Here is a 24,712-nt window from a genome sequence, read left to right on the forward strand (position 1 = left end):
GTCAGCCCCCCTCGGGGAGGACGACGCCCGCGGCGGCGGTGAGCCCGCCGTCCACCCGGACCTCGCTGCCCGTCACGAACGACGAGCGCGGCCCGGCGAGGAAGGCGCACACCTCCGCCACCTCCTCCGGCCGCGCGCTGCGGCCCAGTGGGTGCGAGCGGCCCCACTCGGCGAGCAGCTCGGCCGGGTCCCCGTCGCCGGAGAACAGCGCGGCGGAGCTGCGCAGCATCGGGGTGTCCACCGATCCGGGGCACACCGCGTTGCAGCGGATCTGCTCGTGGGCGTGGTCGACGGCGATCGCCCGCGTCAACGCGTTGATGGCGCCCTTGCTCGCGGTGTAGGCGACGACGTCGGACTGCGACACGAAGGCCTGCACGGACGAGATGTTGACGATCGACCCGCCGCCCGCGGCGCGCATCAGCGGCACGAGGTGCTTGGCGAACAGGAAGATGCTCGTGACGTTGACGGCCAGCACCTCGTTCCAGACCGCCTCGTCGGTGCTCTCCACCGTGCCGTAGCGCTGGATGCCTGCCGCGTTGACCAGCACGTCGGCGCCCCCGAACTCGGCCTGCGCCTGCCGCGCGGCCTGCTCGGCGGTCGCGGCGCGGCTGACGTCGCCGACCACCTCGACGACCCGGGCGCCGCCGGCCCGCAGCCGCGCGGCGTGCTCGGCGAGCGCGTCGGCGTCCACGTCGCAGGCGACCATGCCGGCGCCCGCCGCGGCGAGCCGCGCGGCCACGGCGCCGCCGATGCCCTTCGCGGCGCCCGTGACCACGGCGGTCCGGCCCGCGAACTCCGACGGCGGGGCGGGCGGGGTGTTCATGATGACCTCCTGTGCGCCGGTGCGAGCCCGGCGGCGACGCTGGTGGCGGTGGGAACGAGCGGGATCAGATGGGCCTGCAACGAGTGGTAGAGGTCCGGCTTGCCCGGCCACGGGCGCTCCGAGAGCGCCCCGTCGAGGGTGCGGACCGGGTACCAGCCGCCCCGGCGGTGGTCGACGAACCAGCGGTCGGCGTAGGCCCACAGCCGGACGTAGTCGTCCTCGTAGGCGGGCTCGCCGGTCGCCTCGGCCAGCGCGGCGGCGGCACCGATCGCCTCGGCCACCGGCCACCACACCACGTCCCCCACGACCGGCCGGCCTTCGGCGTCGATCGTGTAGGCGGGGTGGGAGCGGCCGGTCCACGCATCGGTGAACGCCTGCGCGTACAGCGCGCGGGCGGCGGGCAGCAGCCACTCCCGCTCCGGCGCCGCGGCGCGCAGCTGGACGAGCAGCCGCGCCCACTCCCATGAGTGCCCGGGCAGCGTCCCGAACGGGCGGTAGACGTCGAACGGCTGGTCGCGGTGGTAGTCGGGAAGCGGCCGCCAGGCCTCGTCGTGGTGCTCCTGGACGCGCCAGCCGTGCCGACGGGCCTCGTCGTCGATCAGGTGCCCCGCCACGCTCAGCGCGCGGTCGAGGAACAGCCGCTCGCCGGTCGCGTCGTGCGCGGTGAGCAGGGCCTCGACGAGGTGCATGTTGCTGTTCTGCCCGCGGTAGGCCTCGACCGGCTCCCAGCCGCGCGTGAAGTCCTCGCGGTAGCGGCCCTCCTCGGCGGCCCAGAACCGCTCCTCGAGCACGGTGGCCGCGTCGTCGAGCAGGTCGGTGCCGCGTCGTGCTCCCGCCACCGCCGCCGCGGCGCCGGCCAGCAGCACGAAGGCGTGGCCGTAGGCGCGCTTGCCGTCGTCGGCGGGCGTGCCCAGCTCCCAGCGGTAGCCGCCGTGCGCGCCGTCGCGGTGCCGGTCGAGCAGCCAGGCGACGCCGGCGTCGGCGAGCTCGCGCGCGCCGGGGCGGCCCATCAGGTGGGCGAGCGCGAAGGAGTAGGTGAGCCGGGCCTGGCCCACGAGGTCGCGGACCGGCGTGGGCAGCGGCGCACCGTCGAGGTCGAGCGCGCGGAAGCCGCCCTCGGCGTCGGGTGCGGCGTACTGGAAGAACGCGACCAGGTCGTGGGCCCGCGCCTGCAGCAGTGCGCGGTGCAGGTCGCCGCGGTGCCAGCTCACCGCCCGGCCCCGACCCGGAACGTCCCGGCGCGCAGGCTCGCCTCGATCTGTTCCAGGCTGCGCCCTCTGGTCTCGGGGACGAGCCGCAGCACGAACAACCAGGCGAGCGCGTTGACGACGGCGTACATCCAGAAGGTCGCGGTGACGCCGATGCCCTCGGTGAGCGACAGGGTGGTCAGCGCCACGAGGAGGTTGAACACCCACACGGTGAGCGCGGACGCGCTGGTCGCGGCCCCGCGCACGCTCAACGGGAAGACCTCGGAGCCGTAGAGCCACAGCACGACAGACAGGCTGCCGCCGTTGAACGCGATGAAGCCCATGATCGCGGCCACCGCCACCCCGCGCCCGGCGCCCTCGGGGTCACCGCCGAGGAACACCGCTCCCAGCACGACGAGGCTGAGCACCGCCAGCGGCAGCAGGACGAGCAGCAGCCGGCGCCGGCCGATGCGGTCGACGAGGAAGGTCCCGACGACCACCATCAGCATGTTCACGACGCCGACACCGACCGTGGCGAGGATCGCGGCGGACTCGCCGAAGCCGGACGTGGCCAGGATGGTGGGCGCGTAGTAGATCACCACGTTCACGCCGGTGATCTGCGAGAACATGGCGAGGCCCAGCCCGGCGACGAGCGCGGGCCGCACCCAGCGCTGGGCCAGCAGGTCGCGGAACCGGCCGCCCTCGTCGTGGCGGCTCGCCTCGATCTCGGCGACCTCGGCGGCGACGTCGGCGCCCGCGCCGCGCACGCGGCGCAGCACCTGCGCGGCGGCGTCGGCGCCGCGGTGGATCAGCAGCCAGCGCGGGCTCTCCGGCAGCACGACCATCGCGAGCGCGAGCACCAGTGCGGGCACCACGCCGAGGCCGAACATCTGGCGCCACCCCGAGCCGCCGCTGAAGGCGTAGCCGGCGACGTAGGCGGCGAGGATGCCGACCGTGATCATGAGCTGGAACAGCACCACGAGCCCGCCGCGGGTGCGCGCGGGGGAGAGCTCGGCGATGTAGACGGGCACGATCTGCGAGGACGCGCCGACCGCGATGCCCAGCAGCAGGCGGGCGACGATGAGCAGGGCGGCGTTCGGGGCGAACGCGGCGGCGAGGGCGCCGACCGCGAAGACGATCGCGGTGATCAGCACGACCGGGCGTCGTCCGAGCCGGTCGGAGAGCCGCCCGCTGCCCAGCGCGCCGAGGATCGCCCCGACCAGGATCGCGCTCACCACGATCTGCTGCATCCCCGAGCCGATCGCGAAGTCCTCGGCGATGTAGAGCAGCGCCGCGGAGATGATGCCGGTGTCGTAGCCGAACAGGAGGCCGCCGACGGCGGCGGCCGCGGCGACCACGTACACGAAGCGGCCCGATCCTCCGGTCACGGGCACCGTCCGGTCGCTGGTCACGTCCTCCATGACGCACCCTCCTCGAGTTGATATGGCTGCTACCATACAAGCTGCCATGTCACGCTCCGCAAGACGCGAGGGGACGGCTCCGCCCATGGACGCACCTGGGGCACCGGATCGCAGCGCGCTGCTGCTGGCGCGCACCGCCAACGCGCAGGCGCCGCAGCTGAGCGCGCGCCAGCGCGTCCACGCGCTGCTGCGCGCGCGGATCGTGTCGTTGGAGCTGCGGCCGGGCACGGCGTTGTCGGAGAACGAGCTCGCCGCCGAGCTGCAGGTCAGCCGCACCCCGGTGCGGGAGAGCCTGATCCTGCTGGCGGACGAGGCGTTGGCGGAGATCTACCCGCGGCTGGGCACCTTCGTGTCGCGCATCCGGCCGGAGGCGGTCGCCGAGGCGCAGTTCGTGCGGGAGGCGATCGAGCTGGCGGGACTGCGGGAGGCCGCTCCGCGCGTGCGAGCGGGCGACCTCGCCGACCTGCGCGCGCTGCTGGCGGCCCAGCGGGAGGCCGTCGGTGAGCCGGGGGCGGGCCGGTTCTTCGAGCTCGACGAGGCCTTCCACCAGCGGCTGCTCGACGTCAGCGGGCACCGGACCGCGTGGAAGGTGGTCAACACGGCGAAGGCCCACCTCGACCGCGCGCGCCGGTTGAGCCTGCCGATGCCCGAGATCGTCTCGAAGATGGTCGACCAGCACGAGCAGGTCGTCGAGCGGCTGGCGGCCGGTGACGGCGGCGGTGCCGAGACGGCGCTGCGCACCCACCTGCGCGCGGTGCTGCACGACATCGACGAGATCCGGCGGCGGAACCCGTGGTACTTCGCGGAGCCGGACCCGGCAGTACCCGAACGCACCTGATCGCACCTGATCGCACCGAGGCGAGGAGGACCGATGACCGGCGACAGCGGCACGGCGGAACAGGGGGCGGTGACGACCGGCGATCCGTACCGGCTCAGCCCCGAGGGGATCAAGGAGCCGCCGCGCACCTGGCGCGAGAGCCTGCGCTACCTCGGGCCCGGCCTGGTGCTCAGCGCCGCGATCGTCGGGGCGGGTGAGCTGGTCGCCACCACCACGCTCGGCGCGGAGGTCGGCTTCGTCATCCTCTGGCTGGTGATCGTCTCCACCCTGGTCAAGGTGGCGGTGCAGATCGAGCTCGCACGCTGGACCATCTCCACCGGCCAGCCCGCGCTCACCGGCTACAACAAGGTTCCGCCCGCCGTCGGCCGGATCGGCTGGATCAACGTCCTGTGGGTGGTGCTGGCGCTGTCGAAGGTCCTGCAGACCGGCGGGATCGTCGGCAGCGTCGCCGTCGCGTTCAGCATCCTGCTCCCGATCGGGGGCGACCCCCTGGGGTTCACCTCGGTCCTCGTCTGGACGCTGGTGGTCGTCGCGGGCACGGTCGCCGCGCTCTACTCCAACCGCTATGCCCTGATCGAGCGGGTGGCCGTCGGGCTGGTGGTGATCTTCTCGCTGGTCACCGTGGTCATCGCGGTCGGACTGCCGTTCACGCCGTTCGCCTACGGCGCCGACGACCTGCTCGGCGGTCTCACGTTCAGCATCCCGGTCGGGGCGCTGGGCGCCGCGGTGGCGATGTTCGGGCTCACCGGGGTGTCGGTCGACGAGATCACCAGCTACCCGTACTGGTGCATCGAGAAGGGCTACGCCCGCTGGGTCGGCCCCAACGACGGCAGCGCCGACTGGGAGCGCAGGGCCAAGGGCTGGATCCGCGTCATGTACAAGGACGCGCTGCTGTCCTGGGTCGTCTACACGGTCACGACCATGGCCTTCTTCGTCATGGGTGCCGCGGTCCTGCATCCGCAGGGCATCGTGCCCGAGGGCAACGAGATGATCACCACGCTCTCCCGGCTGTACACCGACACGCTCGGGGACTGGGCGAACATCCTGTTCCTGGTCGGTGCGATCGCCGTGCTCGGCTCCACGCTGTGGGCCGCCACCCCGGCCTGGTCGCGCATGTACGCCAACCTGCTGTCGTGCGCCGGCGTGTTCGACTGGCACGACCCGGTGGCGCGCACGCGCTGGGTCCGCGTCTTCACCGTGGCGTTGCCGGTGGTCTGGGGCGTCGTCTACCTGTTCGTCCAGTCGCCGGTGATCATGATCCTCGTCGGCGGCGTGATGAGCGGGGTGTTCCTGCTCGCCGCGGTCGTGGCCGTGTGGTACCTGCGCCGGTCCGAGACCGACCCGCGGCTGCACGGCGGCGGGTCGTTCACCGCGACCCTCGTCGTCAGCAGCGTCGCCATCGGCCTGCTGGGCGTCTACTCGGTCCTGAACGTCTTCGGCTTCTCGATCGCCTGACCATCGGGGTCGCCCCGACCCGGTTTCCGGCCTCGTGATCGACGTGTCGGCGCGTTCGCGGGTGGAAGTCGCCCGTTTCGCGCCGAAGTATCGATCATCGCCACTCGGGTGGCATCACGCCGGCCGGCGCCGGGGACGTCGCCGTCGGTCCACGGACGTCTACTCGGTGCTCACCGCGCCCGGCTCCTGGACCGGCTGCCCGGCGGCGTCCGCGTCGGCCTCGCCGAGGTGCAGCTCCGGCGGCCTGCGGGTGAACATCCGCGTCAGGCCGAGCAGGTAGACGAAGCCCACTGCAACCCAGGAGAGACCCACGGCGAAGGTGGTGCCGGACAGGCTGGTCCACAGCCACAGCGTGAGCAGCACGCCGATGCCCGGCACCACGGCGTACGCCAGGATGCCGACCGGGGAGCGGCGCCCGTGGTCGAGGACGTAGTGCTTGATCACCGACATGTTGACGAGCGAGAACGCGACCAGTGCCCCGAAGCTGATCACCGCCGAGGCCAGTTCCAGGCTGATGACCAGCGCGACGCAGGACAGCAGCCCGACCACCACCGTGGCGAGCGCCGGGGTGTGGAAGCGCTGGTGGAGCCGTCCGAAGATGCGGCGGGGCAGGGCGCCGTCCCGGCCCATGGCGAACAGGATGCGGGAGACGCTCGCCTGCGACGCCATCGCCGAGGCGAAGCAGCCGGCGATGTAGGCCGCGGTGAAGAAGGCGGCCAGTGCGGCGCCACCGGCGAACCGCATCACGTCCAGTGCCGCCGAGTCGACGTCGGTGAACTCCTGCCACCGGGGGAAGACCAGGTGCCCGACGTAGGAGACGCCGATGAACGTCACGCCGCCGATCACGGTCACCAGCATGATCGCGCGGGGGATGCGGCGCCGCGGGTCACGGGTCTCCTCGGCGAGGGTGGAGACCGCGTCGAAGCCGAGGAAGGACAGGCACAGGATCGCGGCGCCCCCGAGGAGCGCCGGGACCTCCGAGCCGCTCGGGAGGAACGGCTCGGCGAGCGACGGGAGGCCGTTCCCGGCGATCGCGGCGGCGGCCGCGACCAGGAACACCGCGATGAACACGACCTGGAACGCGACGAGCACGAAGTTCATCCGCGCCACGAGGGTGATGCCGAGGATGTTCAGCCCCGTGACCAGCACGATCGCGCCGACGATCCACACCCCGACCGGGACGCTCGGGAACGCCGCTTCGAGGTAGATGCCCATCACGAGGTAGTTGATCATCGGCAGGAACAGGTAGTCGAGCAGCAGCGTCCACCCCGTCATGAAGCCCAGGTGGGGTCCGAAGGCTCGCTGCGTGTAGGTGTAGGCGGAGCCGGCGAACGGGTGGGCGCGCACCATCTGCCCGTAGCTGTAGGCGGTGAACAGCATCGCGGTGAGCGTGACGACGTAGGCGGCAGGCAGGTGCCCCGCAGTGAGGTCGGTGACCACCCCGTAGGTGGTGAACACCGTCAACGGCACCATGTAGGCGAGGCCGAAGAGCACGATCGAGGGCATTCCCAGCACGCGACTGAGGTGCGACGCCGCGTGCGGCGCGGGATGGGACATCGTTGCTCCGCCCTTGCTGCCTGGTCGCGGAGTAGACCAGGCAGCAAGCGCGGGGCGCAAGGCGTCGGTTCGGGCCTTCGGCCTAGCCCGCGGTGCCGCGCGCCGCCCGGCGGTTCGCCTCGACCGCCTCGGGCGGCACCGCCGCCGACGGGCGGGTGAGGATCTCCCGGATCACCGCGACCGGCAGCTTCGGTGCGCGGTCCTCGGTGAGCAGCCCGTTGCGCTCCTGCTCGGTGTCGGTCAGCTGGGTGTAGCAGAAGCCGGCCAGCTCGGGGTTGTCGAGCACGGCGTCGACGAGGCCGCGCAGCCGCTCGGTGAGCTCCTCGGCCGAGCCGACGGTGCCGTAGCCGAACCACTTCTCGCCGGCGGCGGGCGCGTAGCTCAGCCCGCCGAACTCGGTGAGCACCACGGGCAGCCCGCGGACGACGGGGTCGCCGAGCACCACCTTCTTGCGCCCGGGCCTGCGGTCGTCCAGCACCCGGGCGACCGCGTCGGGGCCGTCGTAGCGCTCGCGCAGCGACTCCCCGTGCGGGGCGTAGTCGTGCACACCCCAGATGTCGGTCTCGGTGATCTCCCAGCCGTCGTTGGAGATCACGGGGCGGGAGCCGTCGAGGCTCTTGGTGAGGTGGTACAGCGCGGTGGGGAGGTGGCGCTGCTCGGCCACCTCGGCCAGGTGCCACACGCCCCAGCTCTCGTTCATCGGCACCCAGGTGACCACGCAGGGGTGGCTGCGGTCGCGGCGCACCACCTCCATCCACTCGCGCACGGTCCGCTCCACGGTGCGCGGGGCGAACTCGAACGCGCTGGGCATCTCGTCCCACACCAGCAGGCCGATGCGGTCGCACCAGGCCAGGAACCGCGGGTCCTCCACCTTCTGGTGGATCCGGATCCCGTTGAAACCCAGCTCCTTGACCAGCTCGGCCTCGCGGCGCAGCGCGGCGGCGTCCGGGGCGGCGAGGTGCGACTGCGGCCAGTAGCCCTGCTCCAGGGCGAGCCGCAGGAACGTCGGCTGCCCGTTGAGCACGAACCGGCCGTCCTGCACACCGGCGCTGCGGAACCCGAAGTAGGAGCCGACGCGGTCGAACGCCGCCCCGCCCTCGTCCAGCACCTCGACGTCGGCGTCGACCAGCGTCGGGCGCTCGGGCGACCACAGCAGCCTGCCGTGGTGCATGTCGTGGCGCGCCGCCGGGATGCTGATGGCGAAGCGGGAGTGCGCGTCGCGGATCCGCACCGTGTGCTCGGCGAGCTCCTCCTCGCCCAGGCAGAGGCGCACCCGCAGCCGCACGGGCCGGTCGGGCCGGCGGGACAGCGCCACCTCGCAGGTGACGGCGGCGCCCGGGACGTCCGGCGTCCAGTGCAGCTCGGCGACGTGCAGGTCGGGCACGACCTCCGCCCACACCGGCTGCCAGATCCCGGTGGTGCGCTTGTAGAAGATGCCGTGCGGCTCGTCGAGCCAGTCCTGCTTGCCGCGGGGCTGGGTGACGTCGTCGGCGTGGTCCTCGGCGCGGACGACGACCACCTGCGTGGACCCCGGCACCAGCGCGTCGGTGACGTCGAACGAGAACGGGGTGTGCCCGCCCTCGTGCCCGCCCAGGTGCACGCCGTTGACCCAGACCTGCGCGGTGTGGTCGACGGCCCCGAAGTGCAGCAGCACCCGCTGCCCCGGGCCGGGCGGGGCGATCTCGACCTCCCGGCGGTACCACACGACCGGTCGCGGGCTCGGGTCGCCGATCCCGGACAGCTCCGACTCGTAGGGATAGGGCACCATGATCGTCCGGTCGAACGGCTCCTGCGCCGTCGCCCAGCCCGCGCCGCGCCCGGCGTCGGCGTCGTCGAAGGCGAAGCTCCACTCCCCGCACAGGTCCTGCCACTCCGGCCGGACGAGCTGGGGACGCGGGTAGTCCTCGTGCACGTTCTCTCCGTTCACCAGTGCGCCAGCCGGGGCCGGCTGCGGTCCTCGACGCCCACGAGGACGTCGATCAGCAGTTCCTGCAGCTCGACCCGGACGTCGCGGTGGCCGGGGTCGGCCCACCGGTTCACCAGCTCGTCGGGGTCGGACTCCAGGTCGTAGAGCTCGCCGGTGCGCTCGCGCCTGCTCGCCGGCGCGCCGTGGTGCACGACGAGCTTCCAGCGGTCGTGGCGCAGCATCGTCGCGTGGACCGGCGGGTCGTAGGCGTGCCCGCTGTCGCGGTACTGGCACAGCGCCCAGTCCCGCCACGCGGTGTCCTCGCCGATGAGCAGGCCGCGCAGGCTCGCGCCCTGGTGCCGCGGCGACGGCGCGACGCCGGCGAGGTCGAGGAACGTCGGCGCCAGGTCGACCCACTGCACCAGCTCGGTGCGCCGGGCCGGCGCGAACCGGCCCGGCCAGCGCACGATCAGCGGCACCCGGACCGCGCAGTCGTAGTGGAACGGGCCCTTGAGCATCAGCTGGTGGTCGCCGAGCATCTCGCCGTGGTCGCTGGTGAACACCACGACGGTGTCCTCGGCCAGCCCTTCGGCCTCCAGGGCGTCGAGGATGCGCCCCACCTCGTCGTCGACCAGCGTGACCATGGCGTAGTAGGCGGCGCGGACCTCGTCGAGCTCGTCGTCGGTGTAGTCGGCGAAGCCGCGCGCGTGCCCCGCGTAGGAGCCCTTCGAGGCGTCGGTGAACACCGCGGGCTTCGACGCCAGCTCACCCTCGGCGCCCACCCGCGGCGGCAGCGCGGCCGCGTCGTAGCGCTCCCGGTACTCCGGCGGCGCGCCGAACCCGTGGTGCGGGTCGAAGAAGTTGGCGACGAAGAAGAACGGCTTCCCGTCCTGTCGCCCGGCGCGCAGGAACTCGATCGTCTCGTCGCCGATCCAGCGGCTGTAGTGCGCCTCGGTGGGCAGGCTGTCCCAGCCGACCGAGCCGGCGCGCGCCTGTGCGTACAGGTCGGGGTGCGCGGCGCGCAGCCACCGGTGGTAGGCGTTCTCCGACGACCCGGGGTAGGGGTCGTGCGCCCACCGGAACACCCGGAAGCCGTCGTCGAGGCGCGGCTCGGAGCGTCCGGCGAAGCAGGCGCCGAGGTGAAACTTGCCGACCAGCCCGCAGTCGTAGCCGCCGCCCGCGAGCAGCTTCGTGAACATCTCCTCGCCGGGGTCGATGTCCACCCCGTTGGCGTGCAGGCCGTGGGTGGAGACGTAGCGCCCGGTCATCAGGGTGGCCCGCGACGGCGCACACACCGGGTTCTGCACGTAGCAGTTCTCGAACAGCACGCCCTCGGCGGCGAGGCGGTCCAGGTTCGGCGTGGCGATGTGCGGGTTGCCCGACGCCCCCAGCGCGTCGAAGCGCTGCTGGTCGGTGCAGATCAACAGGACGTTCGGGGTGGTCACGACTTCACGGCTCCGGCGATCCCTTCGAAGAAGTAGCGCTGCAGGAACAGGAACAGGGCGACGATGGGGAGCAGGGACAGCGTCGCGGCGGCGGCCATGCCCGGCCAGTCCACCGAGTTCTCCCCGACGAACGCCTGCATCCCGACGGCCAGCGTCCGCAGTTCCGGCCTGCTGAACGTGAACACCAGCGGGAGCAGGAACGCGTTCCAGGTGGCGAGGAAGGTCAGCACGACGACGGTGGCCGTCACGGGCCCGGCCAGCGGCAGCATCACGCGGAAGAACACCGTGCCGAAGCCGGCGCCGTCGATCACGGCGGCCTCCTCCAGCTCGCGGGGGATCCCGCGGAAGTAGCCCATGTAGAGCAGCACCGCGGCGACGTGCCCGCCACCGGCCAGTGCGATGACCATGCCGGTCAGCGAGTTGAGCAGGCCCAGCCGCTGCGTGAGCTCGACGACGGGGATGATCGTGTACCCGGCGGGCACGAACAGCGTGCCGACCAGCACCGCGACCACGAACTTCCGCCCGAGGAACGAGTAGCGCGCCAGCACGTACCCGGCCATCGCGCACCGGACCACGACGATCGCCACCGTGAACGCCGTGACCAGGATCGTGTTGAGCATGTACGTGCCGAAGTCCGCGTCCACCCACGCGCGGGCGTAGTTCTCCCAGCGGAACGCCTCGGGCAGCAGCGAAAGGCCCGCGGAGAAGACCTCCAGCTGGCCCTTCACCGACGCCGAGAGCACCCACACGAAGGGGTAGATCCACACCGCCGCGAAGCTGATCAGCAGGAGTGTGACCAGCCACAGCAGCGGGCTGCGCCGGGTGCGGCCGCGCACCGGGCGGGCCTGTTGCGCTCGCGCCTCGCGCGGTCGGATGTCGGTCGCGGTCATGCGTCCCCTCCTGCCTTGCGCCGGGCCGCCCGCACCCCGACCAGTTGCCCGATCCCGACGACGAGCAGGACCAGGCCCAGCACCACCGCGGCGGCGGAGGCGACACCGAGCTCGGGGACGGTGGCGGCGAACGCCCAGCGGTAGATGTAGAGCTCGATGACCTCGGTGGCGTAGAACGGGCCGCCGCCCGTCATGGTCATCACCAGGTCGAAGATCTGCAGGTTCTGCTCGATCGTGAGCAGCGTGATGATGACGAAGAACGGGATCAGCATCGGCACCGTCACGTGCCGGAAGGACTGCCACCCCGAGGCGCCGTCCACCTGGGCGGCCTCGAGCACGTCGCGCGGCACGGTCTGCAGCGCGGCCAGCCAGTAGATCATCGTCACCCCCACCCACTTCCACGTGTGCACGGCCATCACGGTCCAGAGCGCGGCGTCCGGCGAGCCGAGGAAGTCCACCCCGGGCGCGCCCGCGCCCTGAAGCACCTCGGCCACCGGGCCGTCGGAGGGGTCGAAGACGAACTGCATGACCACGCCGACGATGGCCGTGGTCGTCACCACCGGCAGGAAGAACGCGGTGCGGAACAGCCGCTGGAACGGCAGGCGCGGGTGGTTGAGCAGCAGCGCGATCGCCAGGCCGAGCATCACCCGCAGCGGGACGGTCACGACCATGAACAGCATCGTGATCCCGAACGAGTTCCAGAACAGCGGGTCCGCGAGCACCTCGCGGTAGTTCGCCAGGCCGACGAACGTCTTCTCGCCCTCGAACCCGCTCCAGGACAGGAACGAGTACCACCAGCTCGCGGCGATCGGCCACAGCGTGTAGAGGCCGTAGAGCACGGCCGTCGGGAGCAGGAAGAGGTAGGGCCAGCGGGCCTGCCACAGCCGCCCGCCCCGGTGCGTCATGGTGGTCATGTGGCGTAGTCCTCTCCGCGCCGCCAGCCGGGGAAGGCCCAGTCCTCCGCGCTGACGCCGCCGACCTCGGTGATGGCGGCGTCGCGGGCGGCCGCCGACTCGTCCGACAGCTGCCGCAGCCGCCCGCGCACATCCGTGATCTGCCCGCTCGCGATGCCCTGGACGATCTCCCCGAGATCCGGCTCCACCGACTTCCTCGCCGCGAGGACCTGGGCCACCCGCGGGTTGCGGGCGGTGACGGCCGGGCCGAGGAAGACCTGCTCGCCGAACATCCGGATGCAGCGCTTGTACGTCGGGTGCGCGTCGGAGCCGGCGACGACGCCGAGGTCGAGCGGCGGCTGGTCCATCGCCGCGGCCAGCCCGCGCTGGTAGTCACCGCTCACGAACAGCTCGAGCAGGGCGGAGGCGTCCTCCGCCGCGCCGGACTGGGCCGACACCCAGAACGTGCCGTCGTTGGGGGGCCGGGTCAGCACCGGCGCCCGCCCGTCCGGCGTGGGGATGGGGCCCACCCCGATCCGCCCGAGGACCTGCGGGAACTTCTCGGCCAGCACGCCGGCGTTGTAGGGGCCGTCGAGGAAGAACGCGCCGCCCTGTGCGGCCCAGCGCACCCGCGCCGACCGCGCGTCCAGCGAGGTGCTGGCCAGGAACATCGTGTCGTCGCGGGCGAAGGACAGCAGGAACTCGATCGCCGCCACGAACGCGTCGTCGTGGAAGCGGATCTCCCCGGTGGTGAGGTCGACGCCGTCGAGCCCGTTGCCGCGGGTACCGGGGAAGCCCGCGGTCTGGGCCAGCTCGAGGACGAAGGCGGCCAGCCGGTCGGGGAACTGCAGCGGCAGCACGATCCCCGACGCCACCCCGCTGCGCTGCACGGCCCGCGCGGCCGCGCGCAGATCGTCCCACGACGCGGGCGGCGCCTCCGGGTCGAGGCCCGCCCGCGCGAGCTGGTCGCGGTCGAACCAGACCAGCGTCTCGTACTGGCGCGGGCTGAAGATCGGGAACGAGTACAGCGCGCCGTCGAAGGTGTGCATGCCCTCGGTCACAATGCCGTCGGGCAACCCGGCGCGGATCGCGTCCGCCGTGGTGAGCGGAGCGAACCAGCCCTGCTCGTGCAGCAGCGACGGCGGGACGGAGAGCCCGGCGAGCGAGAAGACGTCGGGCAGCTGGCGGCTGCCGAACGCGAGCTGCAGCGCCTGCGCCTGCTCGTTGGGGTTGTAGACCGTGTACTCGACGGGCGGCCCGCCGCCCTGGGCGAACCGGTCGAACGTGGTGCCCTGCAGCGACTCGAGCGGCGCGAAGTGGTCCCACCAGCGCAGCGCGCCCGGCATGCCCGTGGCGCCACCGCCTTCCCCGTCCGCCGACGGTGCGGTGCTGCACCCGGCGAGCGCGGCCGTCCCGAGGAGGCCTGCCGAACGCAGGAACCCGCGTCGGGACAGCGTTCTTCGCGGACTGCTCACGGTCTACCTGCCTCATCCCGGTCGTCGAACATGCGGCCGAAGGTTTACTACGAAGTAGAAGTCGATGTAAAGAGCTACTGGTCCTGGCGTCGCCAGGGCCCTACTACGATGTAAAGGATCGGGTACGCTGCGTGCCTGCCGGAGGGGAGTCAGATGGACGTCGATCGCGGCGCGCCGTCCGCGCGACCTCGGATGGTCGACGTCGCCCGCGTCGCCGGGGTCTCGCAGAAGTCGGTCTCGAACGTGCTCGGCGGCTACGAGCCCGTGTCGCCCGAGCTGCGCGCGAAGGTCGAGCGCGCGGTCGCCCTGCTCGGCTACGTGCCCAACTCGGCCGCCCGGACGCTGCGCACGGGCCGCACGGGTGTGATCGCGCTCGCGGTGCCGAACCTGTGGTCGCCGTACTTCGCGGAGCTGGCCAGTCACCTCACCGACGCCGCGGACGAGCGCGGGCTCACGATCCTGATCGACGAGACGCACGGCGACGAGGACCGCGAAGCGCTCATCGCCCGCCGGTTGCGCCACCACGAGATCGACGGCCTCGTCCTGAGCCCGCTCGCGATGGATCCCGCCAGCATCGCGGCCGCGGCGCGCAGCATCCCGATGGTGCTGCTCGGCGAGCGGGAACTGCCCGCGTCCGTCGACCACGTCGTCATCGACAACGTCGCCGCGGCGCGCGAGGCCACCGAGCACCTCCTGGAGCTGGGGCGGCGCCGAATCGCCACGGTCGGCGCCCCACTGGACGACGGGACGAGCACCGGGTCGCTGCGGCTGCACGGCTACCGGGCGGCGATGGCCGCCGCCGGGCTGTCCGACGAGGGCATGATCGTGCGCACGCGGCACCTGCAGCGCCAGCAGGGCGTAGAGGCCGCCGCGCAGCTCCTCGCGGCCCCGCGGACGCCCGACGCGGTGTTCTGCTTCAACGACATGCTGGCGATCGGCGTGATGCACGCGCTGCGGTTGCGGGGCGTGCGCGTACCCGACGACGTCGCCGTGGTCGGGTTCGACGACGTCGCCGAGGCCGCCTACGCCAATCCGACGCTGACGTCCGTGCACCTCGACCGGCAGCGCATCGCCCGTGCCGCGCTGGACATCCTGGTCGGCCGGCTCGACGGCTCGCGCGCGCAGGGCGCCGGGCGCACCGTGATCGAGCACCGGCTGGTGGTGCGGGAGTCGACCGGCGGCCGTCCGGACGGGTCCCGCCACTAGCTTGCGGCCGCAACGGGTGAACGGAACACCAGCGCTCGTGGATCTTGCCCGGAGAACGCTGGTGTTCCGTTCACCCGTCGAGTTGTGCGAAACGGCCTCGCGGGAGGGGTGCCGCGGTGGAGCCTGTGCGGCATGGGGGTTGCGGGGTGGCCGGAAGTGTTCCGCGGGTCGGAGGCCGTTGCGGCGGGGCTGGTCGCGGAGGGGGCGCTGCGGGGGCGGCGGTTCGTGCGGATCTTCCCGGACGTCTACGCCGTGGCCGGGGAGGAGGCGCCGACGCTCGCGCTGCGGTCCCGGGCGGCGGCGCTGCTCGTCGCCGGGCGGGGCGTGGTGTCCGGGTACTCGGCCGCCGAGCTGCTCGGGGCGTCCTGCGCGCCGTTCGGAGCACCCGCGGAGGTGACCCTCCTGCATGGCCGCCGGCGCGGGCACCCGGGACTGCTCGTGCACCGGGACCAGGTGGCGGAGGGCGAGCTGTGGCAGGTCGGAGAGGTTCGGCTGACGAGCCCGCTGCGCACGGCCTACGACCTGGCCCGCCGCCTCGACCTGGTGGAGGCTGTGGTCGCGGTCGACCGGCTCGCCAACGTGCACCGATTCGCTCCCGACCTGCTGCTGAACTTCGCCGTCCACTACCCCCGCGCCCGCGGCAACACCCGGATCGCGCAGGTCCTCGCGCACGCCAACCCGTACTCCGGCTCGCCGATGGAGTCGCGGTTGCGTCTGCTCCTGGTCCGTGCGGGCCTGCCGCGGCCGCAGGTGCAGTGGGTGGTGCAGGACCCGCAGGCTCGCACCGCGATGTGGCTCGACCTCGCCTACCCCGACGCGTTGATCGCGATCGAGTACGAGGGCGAGGAGCACACGTCGCGGGACGGGGTGCTCCGCGACATCGTGCGCTACACGCGCCTCGTGGCCCGGGGCTGGCGGATCTTCCGGTACACGAAGTACGAGATCCGCCACGAGCCTGACCGCATCATCGCCGACATCACCCGCGCGCTCGGGTGAGCGGAACACCAGCGCTCGCGGACCGTGCCCGGAGAGCGCTGGTGTTCCGTTCACCCGTCGGTGCATCCCGTGCCGAGGGACCGCGTAGGTTTACAGCGCTGTAAATTGCTGCTAGAACTCGCGGCGACCGGTTCGGCCCACGATGCGGAGACGACGTTGTCAGTCCCGGAGCGCTCGACGCCCCCGAACATCCTGTTGATCATGACCGACCAGCAGCGCGCCGACTTCACCGCGGCCGGCGGCCTCGGGCTCGACACGATGCCGTTCGTCGACTCGCTCGCGGCGCGGGGCACGGCGTTCCCGGGCGCGTACACGAGCTACCCGGCCTGCGTGCCCGCACGCACGAGCCTGCTGACCGGGCGCTTCCCCACGGCGCACCGGGTGCGGCAGAACAGCGTGCCGACGGCCGCGACGTTCGCCGAGGACATGCTCGACGTCGTCCGCAAGGCCGGCTACAGCACGCACTTCGTCGGCAAGCCGCACATGCACCGCGGCCCGGACGACTTCGACTCGTTCCGCGGGCCCTTCATGCACACCCACGGTCCGGAGGACGGCCGCAGCGAGGAGGAGTCCGCGTTCGACGCCTGGCTGCGGGAGCTCGACCACGGCGTGCACCCTGAGCCGACGCCGTTCCCGCTGGAGTGCCAGCTGCCCTACCGCATCGCGTCCGGAGCGGTCGAGGCGCTGGACGAGGCCGACCCCGACCGTCCGGTGTTCCTGTGGGCGTCGTTCCCCGAGCCGCACAACCCCTACCAGGTCCCGGAGCCCTACTTCAGCCTCTTCGGCGAGGACGAGGTCCCCGACCGGCTCGCCGGCCCCGAGGCGATCGAGCGCAAGTCCGGGAAGTACCGGTGGCTGCGGGAGCTGACCGAGCAGAAGCGGCCCGGCTACGACGCGGGCTGGCGCCGCTACCGCGCCAACTACCTGGGGATGCTCCGCCTGCTGGACGACCAGATCCGCCGGCTCGTCGAGCACCTCGGGCCGCGGGCGGAGAACACCGTGATCGTGTTCCTCGCCGACCACGGTGACTACGTCGGCGAGTACGGCCTGCAGCGCAAGGGCGCCGGGATGCCGGAGTGCCTCGTGCGGATCCCATTGCAGTTCACCGGCCCCGGCATCGCCGCGCAGCGCCGCTCCGAGCTGGTGTCCATGGTCGACGTGCTGCCGACGCTGTGCGCGCTGGCCGGCGCGCCGGTGCCCGAGGGCGTGCAGGGCCGCAGCCTCGCGCCGCTGCTGGCGGGGGAGGACCCGCCGCCGGGGGAGTTCGACTCCGTCTACGCCGAGCTCGGCTACGGCGGCGTCCCCTACGGCGACGACGAGCGCCCGCCGCTGCACTTCCCCTACGAGGGCGCCACCTTCGACGAGCTGAACTCGGTGACCCAGAGCGGCGGCCAGCGGATGGTGCGCCTCGGCCGGCACAAGCTGCTGATGGACGGCGAGGGCAGGGGCGAGCTCTACGACCTCGACGCCGACCCCGCGGAGCTGGACAACCGCTTCGAGGACCCGGAGTTCGCCGAGGTCCGCGACGCGCTGCTCGTGCGGCTCGTGCGCTGGACGGTGCGCGTCGCCGACGACCTCCCCACCGGCGCGTACCGCGCCAAGACCGCCCCCCACAACTGGCGCTGGGCCACCCCGGCCCACCCCTCGACGACGACGGGAAGCAGGGAGCACTGATGAACGGAAACGTGATCGACCGGCGGGGGTTCCTCGGGCTGGGTGCCGCCCTGCTCGCCGCCACGGCCGTCAGCGGCTGCGGCACCGGCGGCTCGAGCTCGGGTCTGCGGGTGGCCTGGTACGGCGGGGCGCCCGTGCACGAGGCGCTGGACAAGGCGCTCGCCGTGTTCTCCGGTGACCACCCGGACGCGCAGCTCGCCAGCGAGAAGGCGGCCTTCAACGACTACTGGGACAAGCTCGCGACGCAGGCCGCGGGCGGGCAGGCGCCGGACGTGTTCCGGATGTCGATGAGCTACTTCACCGAGTACGCGAAGCGCGGCGCGCTGCTCGACCTGGGGGAGGCCGGGATCCGGGTCGGGGACCTCGACCCGGCCGTGGCGGGGAGCGGCACGGTCGAGGGCAGCACCTACGGGATCGGGCAGAGCACGATCACCCAGGCGGCGTTCGTCAACCGGGCGCAGATCGAGGCGCTCGGCCTCGCGGTGCCGCAGTCGGGGTGGACGTGGGAGCAGTTCGCCCAGCTCGCCCGTTCCTTCGCCGCCGCAGCGGGCGACGGCCGCTTCGGCACCTTCGACGCCGGCGGCAACCTGGAGATCTTCGACGTCTTCGCGCGCCAGCACGGCACCGACACCTTCACCGCGGACGGCGCGCTGGGAGCGGGACGCGACGTGCTCGAGGAGTGGTTCACCTTCTGGGACGGCCTGCGTCGCGACGGCGCCGCGCCGCCCGCCGACATCAGCGCCGAGTCGCGGACCTTCGAGACCTCGACGCTGGTGGCCGGCCGCTCGCCGGTCCAGTTCGGCTGGGTGCAGCAGGTGACGTTCTACCAGCAGCTGATGCAGGATCCGCTGGACGTCGTCGCCATCCCGGCCGGGGCCGACGGGACGCTCTCGGGCCAGTTCGCCAAGGCGCTCGACTTCTGGTGCGTCTCGTCCGAGACCGGTGGCGCGGAGCGGGCGGCCCAGGTGATCGACTTCCTGGTCAACGACGACCGGGCGATCGACGCCATCGGGGTCACGCTGGGGATCCCGCCGTCGGCCCGCGCGCGCGACCGGCTGGCGGCCGACCAGGGCTCCGCCGCCGGCAGGGCCGTCGCGTTCGTGGAGTCGGTCAGCGGGCAGGTCGGCCCGTCCCCGGCGGCCTGGCCGCAGGGCTACGGCGAGCTGCAGGCGACGTTCCAGCGGGTCAATGAGGAGGTCGGCTTCGGGCAGTCCGACCCGGCGCGTGCCGCCGCGGACTTCGCCGACGAGGCCGACCGCGTCCTGTCGTCATGACGGCCGCCGCAGCGGTGCACGGCGAAGGGGTGCACGTCGACGGACCGGTCACCCGGCTGCGCAGGAGCCTCCCCGCGTACGCGTTCCTCGCCCCGTGGATCGTCGGGATGCTCGGCATCACGCTCGGCCCGATGCTGCTCTCGCTGTACTACTCCTTCACCGACTACTCGCTGCTGGGCGACCCGCGGTGGGCCGGGTGGGACAACTACGCGCGGCTGCTGTCCGACGAGCGCTTCCACACCTCGCTGCGCGTGACGTTCGTCTACGTGGCGCTGTCGGTGCCGCTGGAGCTGGTGTTCGCGCTGCTCGTCGCGGTCGTGCTCAACCGGGGACTGCGCGGGCTGGCCACCTACCGGGCGATCTACTACCTGCCCAGCCTGCTGGGCGGCAGCGTGGCCGTCGCGATCCTGTGGCGCCAGATCTTCGGCCGGGACGGGCTGGTCAACGACGTGCTCGCGCTCGTCGGCATCGAGGGGCCGGGCTGGGTGTCGTCCCCGGAGTACTCGCTGCTGACGCTCGTGGTGCTGCGCGTCTGGCAGTTCGGGGCGCCGATGGTCATCTTCCTCGCGGGGCTGCGCCAGATCCCCGACGACGTCTACGAGGCCGCGACGATCGACGGGGCGAACGCGCTCCAGCGGTTCGTGCGCATCACGCTGCCACTGCTGTCGCCGATCATCTTCTTCAACCTGGTGCTGCAGACGATCGGGGCGTTCCAGGCGTTCACGCCGGCCTTCATCGTCTCCGGCGGCAGCGGCGGGCCGTCGGACTCCACGCTGTTCTACACGCTCTACCTCTACCAACGGGCGTTCGGCAGCTTCGAGATGGGCTACGCGGCCGCGCTCGCGTGGGTGCTGCTGCTGATCATCGGCGTGCTGACCGGGCTGAACTTCCTGCTTCGCCGGTACTGGGTGTACTCCGAGGACGAGCCGGGAGGGCTGCGCTGATGACCTCGATCTCCGAGATCGCCACGGTGGACGCGGGGCCTACGGCGCCGCGGGAGCCCGCGCCGACCGCGCCGGCGCGCCGGCGCCGCGGCCGGGTGCTCGCCCACGCGGGGCTCGCGCTGGGCGCCTTCGTGATGCTGTACCCGGTGCTGTGGATGCTCTCCAGCTCGTTCAAGACGCAGTCCGAGATCTTCACGTCCTCGTCGCTGGTGCCCGTGGCGCCCGTCCTCACGAACTACGCCGACGGCTGGGACGGGCCGGGCCTGCCGTTCTGGGTCTACCTGCTGAACTCGCTGCTCGTGTGCGCCGGTGTGGTGATCGGCAACCTCGTGTCCTGCTCGCTGGCGGCGTACGCGTTCGCCCGGATGCGCTTCATCGGGAGCGGGGCGTTCTTCGCGCTGATGCTCGCCACGATCATGCTGCCGCACCACGTCACCCTGATCGCGCAGTACGCGATCTTCCGGGACCTCGGCTGGATCGACACGTTCCTGCCGCTGGTGGTGCCGAAGTTCCTCGCCACCGACGCGTTCTTCGTGTTCCTGATGGTGCAGTTCATCCGCGGGCTGCCGCGCGAGCTGTACGAGGCGGCGCGCATCGACGGGTGCGGGCCGTTCCAGATCTACCTGCGCATCGTGCTGCCGCTGCTGAAGCCCGCGCTGGTCACCACGGCGATCTTCTCGTTCATCTGGACCTACAACGACTTCTTCAGCCAGCTCATCTACCTCTCCAGCCCGGAGAACCTGACGGTGCCGCTGGCGCTGCGCTCGTTCCTCGACGCCTCGGGCCAGTCGGAGTGGGGGCAGATGTTCGCGATGAGCGTGGTGACGCTCGTCCCCGTCGTCGCCGTGTTCGTGATCTTCCAGCGCAAGATCGTGGCCGGGATGGCGCACACGGGACTCAAGTGAGCGCCGCCACTACGCTGGGCGGCATGTTCGCTCCCGGTGTGCCGGCCGGATGAAACCGCGTCTGCAGGACGTCGCCGACCGGGCGGGCGTCTCGATGAAGACGGTCTCGAACGTCATCAACGGGTACGTCCACGTCTCGGAGGCGATGCGCACGAAGGTCCTCGCCGCGATCGAGGAGGTGGGCTACCGGCCCAACCTCTCGGCGCGCAACCTCGCCCGCGGCCGGGCGGGGATGATCGCCCTGGTCGTGCCGCAGCTGGACATGCCCTACTTCGCGTCGCTGTCGATGCACGTGCTCGAGGCGGCCGATGAGCAGGGCTGGGTGGTGCTGATCCAGCAGACGCGCGGCGACGCCGAGAAGGAGCGCGCGGTGCTGTCGGGCCGGTTCGCGCAACGCGTCGACGGGCTGGTGTTCAGCCCGGAACGCGTGACGGCGGAGGAGATCGGGCAGCGCAGCGACCGCACTCCGCTGGTGCTGCTGGGCGAGCGCGCATCCGGGGGCGTGGCCGACCACATCGTCGTCGACAACGTGGCGGCCGGGAAGCTCGCGGTCTCGCACCTGCTCGACCTCGGCCGCCGGCGCATCGCCATGATCGGCGCCGAGAGCGGGGGAACGGTGAACCGGCGTTTCGACGGCTACCGCACGGCGCTCGCGGAGCGGGGCCTCGAGGTGGATCCCCGCCTCGTCGAGCCCGTCTCCCGCAACCTCGGCGAGGCGGGGGAGGCCGCCATGAACGCGGTCCTGGCGCGTGCGGCGCCGCGTCCCGACGCCGTCTTCTGCGTCACCGACTGGGTGGCGCTGGGCGCCATCCGCTCGCTGCACCTGCACGGGCTGCGGGTGCCCGAGGACGTGGCCGTGGTCGGCTTCGACGACATCCCCTACGGGCGGGCCTCGACCCCGACGCTGACCTCGATCTCCCCGGACCGCGCGGCGGTGGCCCGGGCCGCCGTCGCCTCGCTCGCGGCCCAGCAGGAGGACGGCCGCGAGCCCCGGGAGATCCCCGCCGGGTTCGAGCTGGTGGTGCGGGAGAGCACCGCGGGTGTCGGCGGCGCGGCGTTCGTCGCACCCGCCGCACTGGACGACGCCACGCTCCCGTTCGGCCGCGCGCGAGGAGATCACCACCATGCTCGATGATCCGGGCCGAGGGGCGCAGGCATGACCGACGACCAAGCCGAGATCGACGCCGACGACGCCGGCATCGCGACGTTGACCATCCAGGGCGCCAAGGATCTCAACATCCTCGGGACGCCGGTCGTCGAGCAGCTCACCGCGCGTCTGGACGACCTGGCCGCCCGCCCCGGGCTGCGGGTGCTGGTGCTGCGCGGCACCGGGGACCGGGCGTTCAGCGCGGGGGCCGACGTCCACGAGATGGCACGCCTGCAGCCCGGGTCGGCGCGCGTGTTCATCCGGCGCCTCGCGCGCCTGTGCGAGACGGTCCGGACCTTCCCCGTGCCGGTCCTCGCCCGGATCCCCGGCTGGTGCCTCGGCGGCGCGCTCGAGCTCGCGATGTCCTGCGACCTGAGGATCAGCAGCACCGGGGGCCGGTTCGCGATGCCGGAGATCGAGGTGGGCATCCCCTCGGTCATCCACGCGGCCCTGCTGCCCCGGCTGGTCGGTTCGGCCCGGGCCCGCCGGCTGATCCTGACCGGCGAGACCATCGATGCGGCGACCGCGCTCGACTGGGGCCTCGTCGACCAGGTCGTCGAGGCCGACCAGCTCGACGACGCCGTGCGGCGGGCCGCCGAGCGCCTCGCCGGTTTCGGGCCCTCGGTCGTGCGTCAGCAGAAGCGCCTGCTGCGGGACTGGGAGGAGCAGGACCTCGACGAGGCCGTGGAGGCGAGCGTCGCCGAGTTCGGCGCGGCCTTCGAGACCGGTGAGCCGCAGGAACGCATGCAACGCTTCCTCGACCGCAAGGCCGGCGGCTGACCCGCCGCGCACCCCGGCAGGAGCAGTCCGATCAGCGCGCCGCCACGACGCACACCGGCGACGGAACGGCCTGCGACCCCACGAGCTCGGGCACGCCCGTCGCCGGGTCGAGCCGGAACGTGGCGATCGTGTCCGAGCGTTCGTTCGCGACGTGCAGCCACTCGCCGTCCACGCAGATGTCGCGGGGCCAGTGCCCGCCGCACGGGGTGTCGGCCACCGGGCGCAGGGCGCCGCCGGTGACCTCGTGCGTGGTGATCACGTCGGCGCCGCGCGTCGAGGTGTAGACGAAACGGCCACCGGCGCCGAGCCGGATCGCCGCGCCCGAGGAGTCCTCGCCCGTCGCGGCGGCGGTCGCCGGCGTCTCGGCGATGATCCGCAGGTCGGTGTGGCCGGCGCGCGGGGCCAGTGCGACGACGGTGCGGGCCAGCTCGGTCAGCACGAAGACCGTGCCGTCGGGATGGATCACCAGGTGGCGCGGGCCGCAGCCGGCGGGCAGCTCGATGTCGGCGACGGTCCGCAGCGTCCCGGCCTCGACGCGGTGGGCGCGCAACAGGTCGGCGCCCAGATCGGTGCTGAGCACCGTGGCGTCGGGTGCGAACGCCACCGCGTGGGCGTGCGGTCCCTCCTGGCGGTCCGGCCGCGGCCCGCTGCCGTGCCCGGCCACGGTGGAGGTGTGCCCGTCGAGCCGGCCGTCGACGGACAGCAGGTGGGCGCTGACCTCGCCCGTGCCGTAGCTCGCGACGATCACGACGCCCCGGCCCGCCGCGAGGTGGCACGGCGCGGCGCCGACGGGCGCGGACCCGGTCGGGCGCAGCCCTGCGCCGTCGACGGCGAAGGCGAGCACCGCGCCCGGATCCTGCTCGCTCACCGCGTACAGCGCGCTGCCGGCGGCGGCCAGGTAGGAGGGGCTGTCCGCCTCGGCGGCGAGCACGGGCGGGGCGAGCGTGCCGTCGGGGGAGCGGTCCGCGCGGTAGATGCCGCGCCCGTTCCCGGCCGCGCCGGTGTAGCTGCCGATCCAGAACGCCGACGGCATCGTGCTGTCCTCCCGGTGATCGCGAGTACCGGTTGTCCATTGTCGTGGGCCCAGGCTCCACCCGGACGAACGGCACTCTCGTCGGTACCTAGCCGACGAAAGTGCCGTTCGTCATGCGAATCCCGTTCCGGAGCGGGGCGACCGGGGATCATGCGGCCGGTAGCACCACCGCCGGTGGCCCCTCCGCCGCCAGCCGCCCGTCGCGCAGCAGCAGGCAGTGGTCGGCGCGGGCCGCGACATCCGGGTCGTGGGTCACGCGGACGACGGTGACGCCCCCGGCGGCGGCCTGCCGGAGCGCCTCGTCGATCCGGCTCCGGGCCTGCGCGTCGAGGCCTGCGGCGGGCTCGTCGAGCAGCAGCAGGTCCGACTCCTGGGCGAGCCCCTGCGCGACCAGCACCCGCTGGCGCTGCCCGCCGGAGAGGGTGCCGAGCGGGCGGTCGGCGAGGTCGGTCGCGCCGAGCCGGTCCAGGCAGTCCGCGACGACCGTCCGGTCCCGCGCCGTGAGCCGCCGCCACGGACCGCGAGTGGCCCAGCGGCCCATCGCGACGGTCGCGCGTGCGGTGATCGGCAGCGTCTCGGGGGCCGTGCTGCGCTGCACGACGTAGGCGGGGCGGGTGCCGCCGCGCCGTTCCACCACGCCCGCGACCGGGGCGAGCACGCCGGCCAGCACGTCCAGCAGCGTGGACTTGCCCGCGCCGTTGGGGCCGAGGACGGCGGTGATCACGGCCCGGGGGATCGCGGTGCGGATCCCGTGCAGTGCGGGCGCGCCGTGCCCGGCGACGAGGTCGCGGACCCGGAGCGCGTCGTCGTGCATCTCGTCGTCGATCACGTCACACCTCTCGATAACGGTAATCAATGTCGTT

Annotated in this window: 21 protein-coding genes; 10 read left to right on the forward strand and 11 right to left on the reverse strand. The window is 72.7% G+C overall.

Going from position 1 to position 24,712, the window contains the following annotated elements; all coding sequences use genetic code 11:
- Position 1: 1 nt before the first annotated feature.
- Genes FB558_RS16640 through FB558_RS16650 form a run of 3 tightly spaced genes read right to left on the reverse strand, consistent with a single transcriptional unit; the run spans position 2 to position 3,431 of the window.
- A complete protein-coding gene (locus tag FB558_RS16640) occupies positions 2-823 on the reverse strand; it encodes an SDR family NAD(P)-dependent oxidoreductase (RefSeq protein ID WP_142054538.1) in 822 nt (273 codons plus the stop codon).
- A complete protein-coding gene (locus tag FB558_RS16645) occupies positions 820-2,034 on the reverse strand; it encodes an AGE family epimerase/isomerase (protein ID WP_170231357.1) in 1,215 nt (404 codons plus the stop codon). The genes FB558_RS16640 and FB558_RS16645 overlap by 4 nt, the downstream gene beginning before the upstream one ends.
- Positions 2,031-3,431, reverse strand: coding sequence for a sugar porter family MFS transporter (locus FB558_RS16650; RefSeq protein WP_142056499.1), 1,401 nt, complete (start codon positions 3,429-3,431; stop codon positions 2,031-2,033). Before FB558_RS16650 ends, FB558_RS16645 begins: the two co-directional genes overlap by 4 nt.
- A gap of 85 nt (positions 3,432-3,516) precedes the next feature.
- On the opposite strand from FB558_RS16650, the gene FB558_RS16655 reads away from it, so the two are divergent.
- Together FB558_RS16655 and FB558_RS16660 are read left to right on the forward strand one after the other, a co-directional pair.
- On the forward strand, positions 3,517-4,269 hold the full coding sequence (locus FB558_RS16655; protein ID WP_142054542.1) for a GntR family transcriptional regulator: 753 nt from the start codon (positions 3,517-3,519) through the stop codon (positions 4,267-4,269).
- Between the two features lie 33 nt (positions 4,270-4,302).
- The gene (locus FB558_RS16660) at positions 4,303-5,724 is read left to right on the forward strand and encodes an Nramp family divalent metal transporter (protein ID WP_142054544.1); all 1,422 of its coding nucleotides are present in this window, start codon (positions 4,303-4,305) and stop codon (positions 5,722-5,724) included.
- Between the two features lie 159 nt (positions 5,725-5,883).
- Here the strand turns inward: FB558_RS16660 and FB558_RS16665 are convergent, their stop codons facing one another.
- From FB558_RS16665 to FB558_RS16690, 6 genes are all read right to left on the reverse strand, one after another.
- Positions 5,884-7,281 carry an APC family permease gene (locus tag FB558_RS16665; RefSeq protein WP_142054546.1) on the reverse strand — a complete coding sequence of 466 codons (1,398 nt, stop codon included), beginning with the start codon at positions 7,279-7,281 and terminating at the stop codon, positions 5,884-5,886.
- 82 nt (positions 7,282-7,363) lie between these two features.
- Positions 7,364-9,208, reverse strand: a complete 1,845-nt coding sequence (locus FB558_RS16670; protein WP_142054548.1) for a glycoside hydrolase family 2 protein — start codon at positions 9,206-9,208, stop codon at positions 7,364-7,366.
- Positions 9,205-10,632, reverse strand: coding sequence for a sulfatase family protein (locus FB558_RS16675; protein ID WP_142054550.1), 1,428 nt, complete (start codon positions 10,630-10,632; stop codon positions 9,205-9,207). Before FB558_RS16675 ends, FB558_RS16670 begins: the two co-directional genes overlap by 4 nt.
- Positions 10,629-11,522, reverse strand: a complete 894-nt coding sequence (locus FB558_RS16680) for a carbohydrate ABC transporter permease (protein ID WP_142054552.1) — start codon at positions 11,520-11,522, stop codon at positions 10,629-10,631. The genes FB558_RS16675 and FB558_RS16680 overlap by 4 nt, the downstream gene beginning before the upstream one ends.
- Positions 11,519-12,436: a carbohydrate ABC transporter permease gene (locus tag FB558_RS16685; RefSeq protein ID WP_211366640.1), complete on the reverse strand. Its 918-nt coding sequence runs from the start codon at positions 12,434-12,436 to the stop codon at positions 11,519-11,521. The genes FB558_RS16680 and FB558_RS16685 overlap by 4 nt, the downstream gene beginning before the upstream one ends.
- Positions 12,433-13,890 carry an ABC transporter substrate-binding protein gene (locus tag FB558_RS16690; protein ID WP_142054554.1) on the reverse strand — a complete coding sequence of 486 codons (1,458 nt, stop codon included), beginning with the start codon at positions 13,888-13,890 and terminating at the stop codon, positions 12,433-12,435. Before FB558_RS16690 ends, FB558_RS16685 begins: the two co-directional genes overlap by 4 nt.
- Before the next feature lie 153 nt (positions 13,891-14,043).
- Here FB558_RS16690 and FB558_RS16695 point away from each other — a divergent pair, with 153 nt between their 5' ends.
- From FB558_RS16695 to FB558_RS16730, 8 genes are all read left to right on the forward strand, one after another.
- The gene (locus FB558_RS16695) at positions 14,044-15,096 is read left to right on the forward strand and encodes a LacI family DNA-binding transcriptional regulator (RefSeq protein ID WP_211366641.1); all 1,053 of its coding nucleotides are present in this window, start codon (positions 14,044-14,046) and stop codon (positions 15,094-15,096) included.
- Between the two features lie 132 nt (positions 15,097-15,228).
- A complete protein-coding gene (locus FB558_RS16700; RefSeq protein ID WP_142054556.1) occupies positions 15,229-16,092 on the forward strand; it encodes a DUF559 domain-containing protein in 864 nt (287 codons plus the stop codon).
- 69 nt (positions 16,093-16,161) lie between these two features.
- Entirely contained in the window at positions 16,162-17,766 is a 1,605-nt protein-coding gene (locus FB558_RS16705) for a sulfatase-like hydrolase/transferase (protein WP_281288635.1), read from the forward strand.
- Positions 17,766-19,040, forward strand: a complete 1,275-nt coding sequence (locus FB558_RS16710) for an ABC transporter substrate-binding protein (RefSeq protein WP_142054560.1) — start codon at positions 17,766-17,768, stop codon at positions 19,038-19,040. Before FB558_RS16705 ends, FB558_RS16710 begins: the two co-directional genes overlap by 1 nt.
- Positions 19,037-19,984 (forward strand): carbohydrate ABC transporter permease, encoded by a 948-nt coding sequence (locus FB558_RS16715; protein ID WP_142054562.1) that lies wholly within the window; start codon positions 19,037-19,039, stop codon positions 19,982-19,984. The genes FB558_RS16710 and FB558_RS16715 overlap by 4 nt, the downstream gene beginning before the upstream one ends.
- Positions 19,984-20,889: a carbohydrate ABC transporter permease gene (locus FB558_RS16720; RefSeq protein WP_142054564.1), complete on the forward strand. Its 906-nt coding sequence runs from the start codon at positions 19,984-19,986 to the stop codon at positions 20,887-20,889. Before FB558_RS16715 ends, FB558_RS16720 begins: the two co-directional genes overlap by 1 nt.
- A 49-nt stretch (positions 20,890-20,938) precedes the next feature.
- On the forward strand, positions 20,939-22,024 hold the full coding sequence (locus FB558_RS16725) for a LacI family DNA-binding transcriptional regulator (protein WP_142054566.1): 1,086 nt from the start codon (positions 20,939-20,941) through the stop codon (positions 22,022-22,024).
- Between the two features lie 21 nt (positions 22,025-22,045).
- Positions 22,046-22,816 (forward strand): enoyl-CoA hydratase, encoded by a 771-nt coding sequence (locus tag FB558_RS16730; RefSeq protein WP_142054568.1) that lies wholly within the window; start codon positions 22,046-22,048, stop codon positions 22,814-22,816.
- A 31-nt stretch (positions 22,817-22,847) separates the two neighbouring features.
- Here the strand turns inward: FB558_RS16730 and FB558_RS16735 are convergent, their stop codons facing one another.
- Together FB558_RS16735 and aztA are read right to left on the reverse strand one after the other, a co-directional pair.
- Entirely contained in the window at positions 22,848-23,849 is a 1,002-nt protein-coding gene (locus FB558_RS16735) for a lactonase family protein (RefSeq protein WP_142054570.1), read from the reverse strand.
- A 148-nt stretch (positions 23,850-23,997) separates the two neighbouring features.
- Complete coding sequence (aztA, locus tag FB558_RS16740; protein ID WP_246106560.1) at positions 23,998-24,678, reverse strand: zinc ABC transporter ATP-binding protein AztA; 681 nt, start codon at positions 24,676-24,678, stop codon at positions 23,998-24,000.
- Positions 24,679-24,712 lie beyond the last annotated feature (34 nt).

Origin of the sequence: Pseudonocardia kunmingensis (assembly GCF_006716445.1) — a bacterium.
In the GTDB taxonomy this organism is placed as follows: Bacteria; Actinomycetota; Actinomycetes; order Mycobacteriales; family Pseudonocardiaceae; genus Pseudonocardia; species Pseudonocardia kunmingensis.